The sequence below is a fragment of the Nonomuraea sp. NPDC050783 genome, assembly GCF_040802095.1.
Lineage (GTDB): Bacteria > Actinomycetota > Actinomycetes > Streptosporangiales > Streptosporangiaceae > Nonomuraea.
The window spans coordinates 76,853-89,866 of sequence record NZ_JBFAHK010000002.1 but is presented as its reverse complement, the minus strand read 5'-3'; the positions used below and the strand labels follow the sequence as shown (position 1 = coordinate 89,866).

Annotated in this window: 13 protein-coding genes; 7 read left to right on the top strand and 6 right to left on the bottom strand. The window is 74.0% G+C overall.

Annotated elements, in window-relative coordinates:
• The first annotated feature begins 16 nt into the window (after positions 1-16).
• Complete coding sequence (locus AB0H75_RS05340) at positions 17-1,309, top strand: N-acetylglucosamine kinase (protein ID WP_367790753.1); 1,293 nt, start codon at positions 17-19, stop codon at positions 1,307-1,309.
• A gap of 181 nt (positions 1,310-1,490) precedes the next feature.
• Here the strand turns inward: AB0H75_RS05340 and AB0H75_RS05335 are convergent, their stop codons facing one another.
• Complete coding sequence (locus AB0H75_RS05335) at positions 1,491-2,522, bottom strand: acetyl-CoA acetyltransferase (RefSeq protein WP_367792336.1); 1,032 nt, start codon at positions 2,520-2,522, stop codon at positions 1,491-1,493.
• A gap of 312 nt (positions 2,523-2,834) precedes the next feature.
• Here AB0H75_RS05335 and AB0H75_RS05330 point away from each other — a divergent pair, with 312 nt between their 5' ends.
• Positions 2,835-3,683 (top strand): LysR family transcriptional regulator, encoded by an 849-nt coding sequence (locus AB0H75_RS05330; protein ID WP_367790749.1) that lies wholly within the window; start codon positions 2,835-2,837, stop codon positions 3,681-3,683.
• Positions 3,684-3,698: 15 nt separating this feature from the next.
• Positions 3,699-4,316, top strand: a complete 618-nt coding sequence (locus AB0H75_RS05325; RefSeq protein ID WP_367790746.1) for a MerR family transcriptional regulator — start codon at positions 3,699-3,701, stop codon at positions 4,314-4,316.
• 50 nt (positions 4,317-4,366) lie between these two features.
• On the opposite strand, the gene AB0H75_RS05320 is transcribed toward AB0H75_RS05325, so the two are convergent.
• Both AB0H75_RS05320 and AB0H75_RS05315 read right to left on the bottom strand, forming a co-directional pair.
• The gene (locus AB0H75_RS05320) at positions 4,367-5,254 is read right to left on the bottom strand and encodes a hypothetical protein (RefSeq protein ID WP_367790743.1); all 888 of its coding nucleotides are present in this window, start codon (positions 5,252-5,254) and stop codon (positions 4,367-4,369) included.
• A gap of 73 nt (positions 5,255-5,327) precedes the next feature.
• Positions 5,328-6,002, bottom strand: coding sequence for a ThuA domain-containing protein (locus tag AB0H75_RS05315; protein ID WP_367790740.1), 675 nt, complete (start codon positions 6,000-6,002; stop codon positions 5,328-5,330).
• Positions 6,003-6,101: 99 nt separating this feature from the next.
• On the opposite strand from AB0H75_RS05315, the gene AB0H75_RS05310 reads away from it, so the two are divergent.
• Together AB0H75_RS05310 and AB0H75_RS05305 are read left to right on the top strand one after the other, a co-directional pair.
• Complete coding sequence (locus AB0H75_RS05310) at positions 6,102-6,986, top strand: RNA polymerase sigma-70 factor (RefSeq protein WP_367790736.1); 885 nt, start codon at positions 6,102-6,104, stop codon at positions 6,984-6,986.
• Positions 6,987-6,993: 7 nt separating this feature from the next.
• Positions 6,994-7,755: an SDR family NAD(P)-dependent oxidoreductase gene (locus AB0H75_RS05305; protein ID WP_367790733.1), complete on the top strand. Its 762-nt coding sequence runs from the start codon at positions 6,994-6,996 to the stop codon at positions 7,753-7,755.
• Here the strand turns inward: AB0H75_RS05305 and AB0H75_RS05300 are convergent.
• The gene (locus AB0H75_RS05300) at positions 7,745-8,359 is read right to left on the bottom strand and encodes a TetR/AcrR family transcriptional regulator (RefSeq protein WP_367790730.1); all 615 of its coding nucleotides are present in this window, start codon (positions 8,357-8,359) and stop codon (positions 7,745-7,747) included. The two genes, AB0H75_RS05305 and AB0H75_RS05300, sit on opposite strands and share 11 nt — an antisense overlap.
• A gap of 107 nt (positions 8,360-8,466) precedes the next feature.
• Between AB0H75_RS05300 and AB0H75_RS05295 the strand changes: the two genes are divergently transcribed.
• The gene (locus tag AB0H75_RS05295) at positions 8,467-10,116 is read left to right on the top strand and encodes an FAD-dependent oxidoreductase (protein WP_367790726.1); all 1,650 of its coding nucleotides are present in this window, start codon (positions 8,467-8,469) and stop codon (positions 10,114-10,116) included.
• A complete protein-coding gene (locus AB0H75_RS05290; RefSeq protein WP_367790723.1) occupies positions 10,113-11,552 on the top strand; it encodes an ATP-binding protein in 1,440 nt (479 codons plus the stop codon). The genes AB0H75_RS05295 and AB0H75_RS05290 overlap by 4 nt, the downstream gene beginning before the upstream one ends.
• A 39-nt stretch (positions 11,553-11,591) precedes the next feature.
• Here the strand turns inward: AB0H75_RS05290 and AB0H75_RS05285 are convergent, their stop codons facing one another.
• Positions 11,592-11,840: a hypothetical protein gene (locus AB0H75_RS05285; protein ID WP_367790720.1), complete on the bottom strand. Its 249-nt coding sequence runs from the start codon at positions 11,838-11,840 to the stop codon at positions 11,592-11,594.
• A 123-nt stretch (positions 11,841-11,963) separates the two neighbouring features.
• Entirely contained in the window at positions 11,964-12,989 is a 1,026-nt protein-coding gene (locus tag AB0H75_RS05280; protein WP_367790717.1) for an ROK family transcriptional regulator, read from the bottom strand.
• Positions 12,990-13,014: the final 25 nt, after the last annotated feature.

The window sequence follows — 13,014 nt, the reverse complement described above, 5'->3', positions numbered from 1 at the left end:
GGCAATAATTTTTTACATGAGTGATGGGCTGGTGCTCGGGGTGGACGCGGGCGGCACGGCGTCGCGGGCCGCGCTCCTCACCCTCGACGGGACGGCGGTGGGGCGCGGGCGGGCCCCCGGGGCGAACCCGGTGACGCTCGGCCGGGACGCCGCCCGCGCGCATCTGGCGGCGGCGGTGCGCGAGGCGCTGGGAGGGGTGTCCGCCCAGGTGAACGGGGTCGTGGTCGGGCTGGCCGGGGATCCGGGGCGCTGCCGGGAGCTGGCGGTGGAGGTGCTGGCCGCGCTGCTGCCCTGCGGGCCGCCGGTGCGGGTGGTCGGCGACGTCGTGACCGCCTTCGCCGCCGGCACGCCCGCCCCCTCGGGGACGGTGCTCATCTCGGGGACGGGGGCCATCGCGGCAAAAATTACCGGCCACGCGGTGGCGGCGACGGCCGACGGCTACGGCTGGCTGCTGGGCGACGAGGGCTCCGCCTTCTGGCTCGGCCGCGCCGCCGCCCGCCACACCCTCCGCGCCCTCGACGCCCGGCACCCGGCCGGCCCTCTCGCCTCGCTGGTCACCGCCCACCTGCTCTCCTGGACCGGGGAGCCGGACCGGACGGCGGGGGCGGGGGTGGAGACGGGAGCGGGAGCGGGGGCGGGAGCGGGGGTGAGGGCGGAGACGGGAGCGGGGGTGGAGGCGCGGGTGGAAGCGGAGGCAGGCGCGAGGGTGGCGGAGCTGGCGGCGGCGGTGTACGGGCGGGCGCCGCTCGCGCTGGCCGAGCTGGCACCGCTGGTGAGCCGCGCCGCCGAGGCGGGGGACCCGGCGGCGCTGGCCATCGTCGCCGAGGCCGCACGCCGGCTCGCCCGGACCGCCGCCGAGGTACGCGAGCCCGGCCTGCCCGTGGTCCTGGCCGGCGGCGTGCTCACGGCGGACGGCCCGATCCGGCGCGCGGTCCAGGCCCTCCTGCGCACCCCGCCGAGCGACACGGCGGACCACCCCCAACGCGACACGGACACACCCGTGACGGACCGGCCGGAAGTGGGAGCGGGGGACCCGGCGGGGACAGGGGACGCGGTAAGGAGTGGAGACGCGACGTGGACAAGGGACGTAGTGAGGACGAGGGACGTGGCGAGGACGAGGGACCCAGTGGTGGCGAGGGACGTGGCGGGGACGAGGGACGTGGCGGGGACAAGGGGCGTGGCGGGGACGAGGGACGTGGTGGTGGCGGGGGACGCGGCGGGGGCCGCCGCGTGGCTGGCCGCGCTTCCCCTGGTCGGCCCCGAACGGGCGGCCCGAACACACGTCCGCTTCACCACCCCGCCGCCCTGACCACCCACCGCCCTCGGCCACCCGCCGCTCCGGGCCACCCGCCGCTCCGGGCCACCCACCGCTCCGGGCCACCCACCGCCCCGGACCACCGTCACCCCGAGACCATCCCGTCACCCTGAGACCATCCCGACGCCCCGGGGCCGTCGGGCGTCCTTCGGCCGTGCCCGGCCCTGGGTGCCGTTCAGGCGGTGAGGAGGGCCGCGCTTCCGTAGCTGCCGCCGAACCCCGTCACCAGCGCCACCTCGTGCCGTCCCGTCCGCAGTTCCCGTACCGCCTGGGCCACGTTGTTGAGGCCGTGCACGTAGCCCTCCGACAGCAGGCCGCCGTGCGGGTTGAGCCAGGCGTGGCGGCGCTCCAGCAGGTACGCCCCCAGCTCCCCCCGCCGGACCAGCCCGAAGTCCTCGAGCTGCCGGGGCACCAGCCACGAGTACGCGTCGTAGGGCAACATCACGTCCACGTCCGCCGGCCGCAGGCCGGAGGCGTCCCAGAGCATGGGCGCCACGTACGCGGAGAACACGGCCGTGACGTCGGCCGACCGGTCCATGGACGAGCAGCCGGGCCCGCCGCCGCGCACGGCGGCCCGGATCCTGGGCCCGTCCAGCACGCCGCTGACCAGCAGCGCGCAGGCCCCGTCGGTCTCCTGACAGCAGTCCACGGTGCGCAGCGGCGTGGCGACGTACGGCCGGGCGAGGTAGTCGGCCAGCCCCAGCGGCTCGCGGCGCAGCGCCCGGGGGTTGGTCGCGGCGTTGTGCCGGGACTGGGCGACGACCGCGTGCAGGTGCTCCTCGGTCAGGCCGGTGTCGTGCAGGTAGCGGGTGGCGGCCAGGGCGAACAGCGGGACGGGCCCGGCCAGCCCGTAGGTGAAGCGTTCCTGCGGGCCGGTGGAGACGGTGTTCATGCGCCGGCCCGAGCGGCCGTTGAGCGCGCGGTAGATCAGGACGTGCCGCGCGATCCCGGCGGAGATCAGCAGGGCCGCGTCCCCCAGGACGGAGGCGGCCTGGGTGCCGCCGCCCGCGATGTCGTTGTGCCAGCCGAGCCGTTCCATGCCGAGGGCCCGCGCGACCTGGACGACGGGCGCGGAGTCGCCGAGGTGGTAGCTGAGCACGGCGTCCACCTCGCCCGGCCGCAGGCCCGCGTCGGCGCAGGCCGCCCGGCACGCCTCGGCGGCGAGCTCCAGCTCCGTGCGCCCGGAGCGCCGGGTCAGCGCCGTCATGCCGATCCCGGCGACGGCGGCCCGCCCGGCGAACGCCTGCGTCCCCACCCGCCCACGCTAGCACACGGCCAAGCGCTTGCTAGGTTACCGGCCCGCCATAAGGGCCGCCCGCAACCCCACCGCCCGCCGCCCCGAAACCAGCCGCCCGCGCCGGCGCGGAACTCCGGGCACCCCCGCCACCAGCCCTTTCTCCCGCCTCCCGCGCAGCACTCTCCCGTCTTGGTGACTGAGCGTCTTCACGGGAGCTGTCCCGTCTTGTAATACGGAGGTGCGATCTCCCGACAGCCCATCACCATCACCCCGAGGTGAGCGATGGATCTACGCTACGTCCGGTACGCCATGGCCATCGCGCGGGCAGGCAGCCTGCGCCGGGCCGCCGCCGCCCTGCACATAGCCCAGCCCACGCTGTCGGAGCAGCTCCGGGCGCTGGAGAAGGAGGTCGGGGTCGAGCTGTTCAGCCGCTCCTCCAGCGGCGTGCAGCTCACCGAGGCGGGCGAGGCGTTCCTGGCCCAGGCCACGGTCGCGGTGGACGCCTTCGAGCGGGCGGTGTCCGCGGCCAGGAGCACGGGCAGGGACGCCCGTCTGGGCGTGGCCGACGGGCTGGCCGACGTGGTCGCCCGCGTGCTCTGCCAGCTCCAGGGCCTGCGGCTGCGCGTGGCCCCGATGAGCACCGCCGAGCAGATCGTCTCCATCGTGGACGGCACCCTGCACGCCGGCCTGGGGTACGCGCCCGGCTCGCTGCCGCGGGGCGTGGCCCGGATGCTGGTCCACCGCTTCCCCGTGCGCGCGCTGCTGCACCGCGACCACCCGCTGGCCGGCGCGGAGGCGGTGTCGCTGGCGGACCTGGCGGCCGAGCCGCTGGTGATGCCGGAGTCCGACGCGGTGGCGGGCGCGCGGCGCTTCCTGGAGGGCTTCGTCCGCCACCGGCTCCATCCGCGCCTGGGCCAGGCCGCGGCCACCCACGACCTGGCGATCACGATGGTGGAGCGGGGCGCCGGTTATACGCTCTGCGTGCACGAGGGAACGCCGGTGCCGGACAGCCTGGTCTTCCTGCCGATCAAGGAGGACGTCCCGCCGCTGGAGGTGGTGTTCCTCTGGAACCGGCAGGTGGACATCCCGGAGCTGGTCAGCGCGGCGCGCCACGTGGCACGTACTGGATAGCGATAGTATCCAATAATGCGCATCTCGGAACTCAGCTCCCGCTCCGGCGTGGCCATCCCCACGATCAAGTACTACCTGCGCGAAGGGCTGCTGCACCAGGGCGAGCAGACGTCCGCGACCCGGGCCGAGTACGACGGGTCGCACCTGCGCAGGCTCCGCATGATCCGGGCGCTGCTGGAGGTGGGCAAGGTGCCGGTGGCCTCGATCAAGAAGATCATCGACGCCGTGGACGACGAGTCGCTGCCCATGCACGAGATGCTGGGCACCGCCCACTACGCCCTCGGCCCCACGGTCGAGCCGGAGCCCACCGAGGAGTGGCGGGCCGCCCGCGCCCAGGTGGACACCCTCATCGACGAGCTGGGCTGGCACATCCACCCCGAGGCCCCGACCCGCGACGAGCTGGCCCAGACGCTGGTGCGCATGCGCCAGCTCGGCGTGCCGGTCGACCTGCGGCCGTACGTGGAGGCGGCGAACGAGCTGGTCACGGAGGTCGAGATGGACACCATCCCCTTCGACGGGCCGCGCGACGCCGCCGTGGAGGCCCTGGTGCTGGGCTCGGTCCTGTACGGCAAGGCGTTCGACGCGCTGCGCCGCATGGCCCAGGAGTCGGAGTCCGCCGAGCGGCTCAAATGACCCGGGGCTCGAAGGACCCGCCTCGAAGGACCCGGCTCGCACGACCCGGCTCAGATGACGCCGTTGGCCCGCAGGACGCGCACCGCCCGCACGGTGGCCGCGCCGCGCCACTCCAGCGCCCCGGCGGGCGAGACCGGCGCGAAGTCCACCGTCCAGCCGCCGTCCTCCCGCTGCTCACCGGCCAGCCGCGCCAGGTCGGCGGCGACCACCTCGGGCGCCAGCAGCTCGCGGACCGGCCGGCCCGGGAACGGCGCCAGGTCCAGGGGCCGCAGCGCCTCCTCCGCCGTGCCGCCCTCGACCGGCACCCGGCCGTCCGCCGGGACGTACGCCGCGAGCTTCTTCAGCAGGCCCGCCGCGCGGGGCTCGGTGTCGTGCACGGAGTCGAGGAAGCCGCACGCGAACGCCAGCACGTACGCGTGCGGCCGCTCCTCCAGCGCCTCGATCGTGTCCAGGCAGTACCGCGTGGCCCGGGACAACCACGGGTGGGCGGCCACGGCCGGGTCGTGGGCGGCCACGGCACGGGCGGCGGCCGCCGACACGGCGGTGATCTGGAGGGACGACACGCCGGGGTCGCTCCCCGCCCACCAGGGCGCGGTGCCCTCGGCCACGGTCAGCGGCAGCGCGAACGGCAGCCCGCCGTCGGGCAGCGTGACCGACTCCAGCCAGTCGCACAGCGCCGCGGCACGGGGGGAGGTGTGCGGGGCGATGTCCTCGAACACCTCGAAGGCGTGCAGCGCGGCGCCGGGCTGGCTCTCCGGCGAGCGCAGGTCGGGCTCCAGCCCCCACCCGTAGCCGCCGTCGGGGTTGCGGTAGCCCTCCAGGGCGGCCAGCACGCTCTCCGCGTCGCCGCCGCCCGCCACGAGGTCGTAGCGGCGCCGGTCGAGCAGGCGGCCGTGGGTGGCCAGGAAGGCCGGGATCACGTCGAGGTTCACGTTCATGAGGCCATCGTGCCCACGGCCGCGAGGAGCGGTCTTGTACGTTCCGGACGCCGGGCAGGACGCGGGGCGGCTGTCACTCCCTGACGGTGACCGGCCGCTTGAGCAGCCAGAGCGCGGCCCGCTGGAGCAGCGTGCGGTGCACCTCGTTGTCGTAGGAGCGGGTGTCGTGGCCGAGCGCGTCGTAGAGCACCCGGCCGCGCCGCACCGGCCGCGCCCAGACCAGCGGCTGGCCGTTGGCCGAGGCCAGCGGCCGGACGTCGGGCAGGATGTCGAGATCGCTGTAGACCTCGTCCACCACGTCGAAGTCGCGCAGGCCGTCCACCACCGGATGCCCGCCGTGGACGCGGACGCTCGTCCAGCCGAGCGGCGGGTGGTGCGACTTGGGCCAGGTCCAGCAGCCGCCCAGCACGCGCGGCCAGCCCTGCCAGTCGTCGAAGCAGATGGACGCCGCGTGCATGCACAGCAGCCCGCCGCCCCGGTCCAGATGGTCGAGGATCGTGGTGCGGGCCCCGGCCGGCAGCTCGAAGCGCCACTGCTCGCGCAGGTCGGCGAAGCGGTCCTGGGTCATCCGCCAGCGCAGCGCGTTGACGGTGATGAGCTGGACCTCCGGCGGCTCGCTGAGCGCGCCCGCGATGTCCTCGGTGATCTCGGACTCGACCCCCACCTCGGCCAGCACCTCCGCCAGGGCGGCCGACGTGGCGGCGAAGTCGTGGAACACGCCTCCCGACAGGATCAGATTTCTTGCCACTTCCCCAGCTCATCACGGCCGTCACCGCTTTTCCACCCGGAACTGTCACCTCCGGCCCCGGCATTCCTCGTGCTTCGGGGAGGCGGCATGATTCCTACCGTGGACGTGAGGACAGAGGCCGAGGCGGGCTTCGAGGAGCACCGGCCGATGTTGCTCGGCCTGGCCTACCGGCTGCTCGGCAGCATGTGGGACGCCGAGGACGTGGTGCAGGAGGCGTGGCTGCGCTGGCAGGGCACCGACCGCTCCCAGGTCAGGGAGCCGCGGGCGTTCCTGGTGACCGTGGTGTCGCGGCTGGCGCTGGACCAGCTCCGCTCGGCCCGGGTGAAGCGGGAGGCGTACACGGGGCCGTGGTTGCCCGAGCCGGTCGCGACGGCGGAGGCGGGGCCGCTGGACACCGCCGAGCTGCGCGACACCGTCTCGTTCGCGACGCTGCACCTGATGGAGCGGCTGTCGCCGCCGGAGCGGGCGGTGTTCGTGCTGCGGGAGGCGTTCGAGCTGCCGTACGAGCAGGTCGCCGAGATCGTCGGCACGTCGGTGGCCAACGCCCGCCAGCTCCACCGCCGGGCCTCGGTGCGGCTGGCGGAGGGCCGCGACCGGTTCGCGCCCTCGCGGGAGGACCACTCCAGGCTGCTGACGCGGTTCATGGCGGCCGCGGCGGGCGGCGACCTGGACGCGCTCAAGGACCTCCTCCACGAGGACGTCGTCGCCTGGAACGACGGCGGCGGCAAGGTGCGGGCGGCGCTGCGCCCGGTCCTCGGCCGGCGCAAGGTGGCGGCGTTCATGGGCGGCCTGCTGGACCGCTACGACTTCTCGGACGCGCGCCTGCTGGACGTCAACGGCGAGGCCGCGATCTGGACGCGCGTCGCGGGCCACCGCCAGCTCATCATGATCGACGTACGGGACGGCCGGATCCACGACATCTACGCCGTGCTCAACCCGGACAAACTTGCCCGCGTCCGCCCGGAGAGCTCGGACGATCTATAGTCGCCCCATGGATCTCGGCATCGCGGGCAAGGTCGCCCTGGTCACCGGAGGCAGCGCGGGCATCGGACTGGCCGCCGCCAAGAGCCTGGCGCGGGAGGGTTGCGACGTGTGCGTGGCCGGCCGCAGCCCGGAGCGGCTTGCGGACGCGGTGGTGGAGCTGCAGGAGTTCGGCAAGGTCGTGCACGCCGTGCTGGCCGACGTGGAGGACCCCGCGGCCGCCCGGCGCGTCGTCGAGGAGACCCGCGACGTGCTCGGCCCGGTGGACATCCTGGTGGCCAACGCGGGCGGCCCGCCGCCGGGGCGGTTCACCGACCTGTCCCTGGCCGACTGGGACGTCGCCGTGCAGCGCAACCTGCTCGGCACCGTACGCCTGATCCACGCCGTGCTGCCCGAGATGCGCTCGCGCGGCTGGGGCCGGATCGTGACGATCACCAGCCGCTCCGTGCGCGAGGCGCTGGACGGCCTGGCGCTGTCCAACGCCACCCGCTCCGCCGTGGCCGGCGTCGTGCGCACGCTGGCCCGCGAGGTCGGCGGCGACGGCGTGCTGGTCAACAACGTGTTGCCCGGCCCCATCGACACCGACCGGCTGCGTGAGACCTCCGGCGGCGAGCACAACCTGGCCGAGCGGGGCAGGGCGGTGCCGGTGGGCCGGATCGGGCGTCCCGAGGAGGTGGGGGACGTGGTGGCGTTCCTCGCCAGCGAGCGGGCGTCGTTCGTCAACGGGGTGTCGCTGCTGGTGGACGGCGGCGAGAGCCGGGTCATCGCCTGAGCAGCGTGCCGACCACGGCCTTGGCCCAGGTGGCGTCGTCGTCGGGCGGGTCCACGTAGTAGGACAGGTTCGCCCGGTGGAAGCAGGCTCCCATGAGCATGGCCGCCGCGGCGCCGGCGTCGATCCCGCGGTCGATGCGGTCGCGGTGCTGCTCGGCCGCGATGATCTCGGCGAGCGCCAGGACGGGCAGGTGGGGGCCGGACCCGCTCCTGGCCAGCATGGCGCGGAACCCGCGCAGGAGCGACGGGTCGGCCAGCACGCCCGAGGCGATGCCCGCGGCCCGCTTGTAGAACTCCAGGGCGGCCAGCGTGAACGTGGTCAGCTCGGCGACCAGGCCGCCGCCACCGCCACCACCACCGCCATCACCGCCGTCGCCGCCCCCGTCGCCCGTGGCCAGCCGCAGCCGGGTCAGGGCCGGGCCGAGCGCGGGCAGCCGCTCCAGCAGCACCGCGAGCAGCAGCTTCTCCTTGCCGGGGAAGTGCTTGTAGAGCAGGGCCTCGGAGCAGCCGGCCGCCGCCGCGATCCGCTTGGTGGTCGCGCCGGCGATGCCGAACTCGCGGATGACCTGCTCAGCGGCGTCGATGAGACGGTCGCGGGTGCCCATCCGCCCATGATATGAGCGCCGGTACGGGTGCTGGTATGAGCGCGTTCCCGGCCACTTGCCCGCCCATGACATCCTTCCTGTAAGACCATTGGGGAGAAGGTAGGGGCATGGACAAGCCGGTCATCGTGACGGTGGACGACGACCCGGGCGTGTCGCGGGCGGTGGCTCGCGACCTGAGACGCCGCTATGGCCAGGAATACCGGATTGTTCGCGCCGAGACGGCCAGGGACGGCATCGAGGCGGTCAGGGAGATGCGGCTGCGCGGCGACGACGTGGCGGCCATCCTGGCCGACTACCGGATGCCGCAGATGAACGGCGTGCAGTTCCTGGAAGCCGCCATGGACATGTATCCGTACGCGCGGCGCGTGCTGCTGACCGCCTACGCCGACACCGACGCGGCCATCCAGGCGATCAACGTGGTGGATCTCGACCATTACCTGCTCAAGCCGTGGGACCCGCCGGAGGAGAAGTTCTACCCGGTCATCGACGGGCAGCTCGACGCCTGGCTGCGTACCGACCGGATCGAGCGGGCGGAGCTGCGCGTGGTGGGCGACCGGTGGTCGGCGCCGTCCTACAAGGTGCGCGACTTCCTGGCCCGCAACCACGTGCCCTATCAGTGGATGCTGGCCGACGACCCGGAGGGCGCGCAGCTCGTACGGGCGGCCGGCGAAGGCTGTCACCTGCCGCTGGTGGTGACCGCCGACGGCACCACGCTGGAGTCGCCCGACCAGGCCACGCTGGCCACGGCCGTGGGCCTGTCCACGACCCCGGCCACCGACTTCTACGACCTGATCGTGGTCGGCGGCGGCCCGGCCGGGCTGGGCGCGGCCGTCTACGGCGCCTCCGAGGGGCTCAACACCGTGCTGGTCGAGGCGCATGCCTCGGGCGGCCAGGCGGGCCAGAGCTCCCGCATCGAGAACTACCTGGGCTTCCCCGACGGCGTCTCCGGCCAGCAGCTCGCCGACCGGGCGCGCAGGCAGGCGCTGAAGTTCGGGGCCGAGCTGCTGACCGCGCGCAAGGTGACCCTGCTGGAGCCGCGCGGCCAGGCCCGGGTGATCGGGTTCAAGGACGGCGGCGAGATCGCCGCGCACGCCGTGATCCTGGCCACCGGCGTCACCTACCGGCGCCTGGAGGCCCCGGGCCTCGACGAGTTCGTGAGCCGGGGCGTCTACTACGGCGCCGCGCTCACCGAGGCGCCCGCGTGCGCCGACACCGACGTCTACATCGTGGGCGCGGCCAACTCGGCCGGGCAGGCCGCGGTCTACCTGTCGGGATTCGCGAGCAAGGTCCATTTGTTGGTGAGGAGTGATGGTTTGGAGAAGTCCATGTCCTACTACCTCATCGAGCAGATCGCCGCGATCCCCAACATCGAGGTGCACCTCCAGACGGAGGTCACCGGCGGTGGCGGCACGGGGCACCTGGAGCGGCTGACGCTGTCGACCAAGGGCGAGGAGCGCACGGTCGACGCCCAGTGGCTGTTCGTGTTCATCGGCGCGGAGCCGTTCACCTCGTGGCTGGGCGACACGGTCGAGCGGGACGCGCGCGGGTTCGTCCTGACCGGTCCCGACCTGGTCCAGGGCGGTAAGCGGCCGCGCAACTGGCCGCTGCGGCGCGAGCCGTACTATCTGGAGACCAACGTGCCCGGGGTGTTCGCCGCGGGCGACGTGCGCGCCGAATCGATCAAGAGGGTGGCCTCCGCCGTCGGGGAGGGCGCGATGGCCGTCGCGCTCGTGCACCGCTACCTGGAGAAGCAATGACCGAGTCAGACGTCCGGATTGACATCGACGAGCTGCGCAAACTCTTCCTGTTCGAGCGATTGGAGGACGTGCAGCTCGCCAAGCTGGCCGACAGCGGCCGGGTGTGCACGTTCGCGGCGGAGGAGGACATCGTCCGCCAGGGCGAGCCGGCCGAGTGCTTCGTCGTGCTGATCGAGGGCGAGATCCAGATGATCAGCGAGACGGTCAGCGCCGGCACGGTCGCCATGCCCCGCGTCTCGCAGCCCGGCGTGTACGGCGGCGCCACCAGCGCCTACCTCGGCGACCGCGCCCCGCAGACCTACCAGCACACGCTGCGCGCCACCGCCCCGTCGCGGGTGTTCGTCCTGCCGGCCAAGAAGTTCGCCTACATCGTGGCCGAGTGGTTCCCGATGGCGATGCACCTGCTCGACGGCATGCTGTCGGGCGGGCGCATGCAGCGCGAGATCATCGACCGGCGCCAGCGGCTGACCGCGCTCGGCACGATCACCGCCGGCCTCACCCACGAGCTCAACAACCCGGCCGCGGCGGCCGTGCGCGCCGTGGGCGAGCTGCGCCAGCTCATCAAGAACTCCCGGCTCCAGCTCGCCCAGCTCGCCGAGGACGGCATCCCGCCGGAGAAGCTGCGCGCGCTCATCGATGCGCAGGAGGCGTGCACGAGCAAGCTGGGCAAGCAGCCGCAGCGCTCGCCGCTGGAGATCTCCGACGCCGAGGACGAGCTGGGCGAGGCGCTGGACGAGCTGGGCGTCGAGGACGCCTGGGACCTCGCTCCCGCGCTGGTCCAGGTCGAGTTCTCGACGAAGGACCTGGAGAAGATCCGCGCCAAGGTGGGCGAGGAGCACGCCCCGGCGGCGGTGCGCTGGCTGGCCGAGGCCGTGGAGATCTCGCAGATGCTGAGCGAGGTGGGCGAGGCGACCGAGCGCATCACCACGCTGATCCGCTCGGCCAAGCAGTACTCCCAGATGGACCGTGCCCCGTTCCAGCAGGTGGACGTGCACGACCTGCTGGACAGCACGCTCGCCATCTTCCGCGGCAAGATCCCGCCCGGCATCACGGTGGTCACCGACTACGACCGCACGCTGCCGGACATCCCCTGCTACGCCGGCGAGCTCAACCAGGTGTGGACCAACCTCATCCACAACGCGCTCGACGCGATGGGCGAGGAGGGCACGCTCACCGTCCGCACGGCGTACGACGAGGACGAGGCGATCGTCGAGATCGGTGACACCGGCCACGGCGTCCCCGAGGCGATCCTCGACCGCATCTTCGAGCCGTTCTTCACGACCAAGAGCGTGGGCGAGGGCACGGGCCTCGGCCTGGACATCTCCTACCGGATCGTGGCGGGGCGGCACGGCGGCGAGATCAAGGTGCGCTCGGTGCCCGGCGAGACGTGGTTCGAGGTGCGCCTGCCCCTGCGGGAGCCGGTCCCTGCCGCCTGACCGCGCGGCGACGGCGCCGCGCCCGGTCGAGGCGGGGGCTCAGGCGCCGTCGCCGAAGGTGATGACGATGTCGCGGCCGTTGGCGTAGCTGACCACCGGCTGCCGCAGCGTCTCTCCCGCCCTGCGGGCGACCGTCTGCCACAGCTCCACCATCTCCGGGCTGTCGGCGGTGATCCTGAACCGGCCGCTCGCGCGCAGGTGCTCGGTCACCAGGGGGAGGAAGCCCGCCTCGGCCCTGGCTCGCTCGTCGTTGGTCAAGGGGGTACGCCGGGGGGCGGGGTGGGTCATCGCGGATCTCCTCGTGATCGCCGTCCGTCCAGCATGCCACGCCGCCGGGTGAGCTACGCCCGGACCCGGGAGCACTGCCCGGGCCCGGGAGCACTGCCCGGGCCCGGGAGCACTGCCCGGCCGTCAGCCGAAGATCCGGTCGCGGGTCAGGTCGAGAGCCGTCAGGACCGCGCCCTGCAACACGGCGTTGCCCTCCACCGTGCTCGCCCGCACCTGCGCGGGCGCGGGCGCGAGCTCGCGCAGCCGCGCCGACACCGCGGCGGCCAGCTCGTCGCCGCCCTCGTGCCCCATCTCGCCGCCGAGCACCACCAGGCCGGGATCGAGCAGCGTCACGAACGCCGCCGCCCCCCTGGCCACCCGGTCGGCCAGCTCCGCCCGCCCGAGCCGGCCGGCCGTCCGCGCGGCGAGCTGGTCGCAGAACGGCTTCCCGTCCACCTCCAGGAACCCGACCTCGCCCGCGCCCCCGGACGCACCCCGCCGCACCCGCCCGCCGAGCACGACCGCCGCGCCGACCCCGTCGTCCAGCCAGAGCAGCACGAAGTCCTCGCTCCCCTGGGCCGCGCCGGTACGCAGCTCGGCGACGGCGGCGAGGTTGACCTCGTTCTCCAGGACGGCGGGCACGCCGCCGAGGCGTCCGGCCAGCGCCCGCACCACGCCGCGCCGCCACCCCGGCACGTCGCTCCCCGAGACCAACTCGCCGTCGCGCGGGTCCACCAGCCCGGGGGCGCCGATCACCACGCTGTCGAGCGCGTGCCCGCCGGCCGCCTCCCGCAGGACGCCCTCGATCAGCTCCTCCAGGGGCGTGCCGTCGCGCAGCGGCGCGCTCGCGGTGCCGGTGACCGCTCCGGTGATGTCGGCGACGGTGGCGTTGACGGCGTCGCGCCGCAGGTCCACGCCCGCCACGTGGGCGCGGTCGGCCACCAGGCCGTAGAGCCGGGCGTTCGGCCCGCGCCGGTCCTCGCCGTACTCGCCGGTCACCTCGATGAGGCCGCCCTCCTTGAGCCGCTCGATGAGGTCGGACACCGTGGGCCGGGACAGCCCGGTCAGCGTGCGCAACTGGGGGGCGGTGAGCGGCCCGCGCTCCAGCAGCAGGTCGAGGGCCAGCCGGTCGTTGATGGCCCGGGCCATGGCGGGGGTCGCGGTCTTCACGGTTCCCATAATAAGCAGGCTTCCT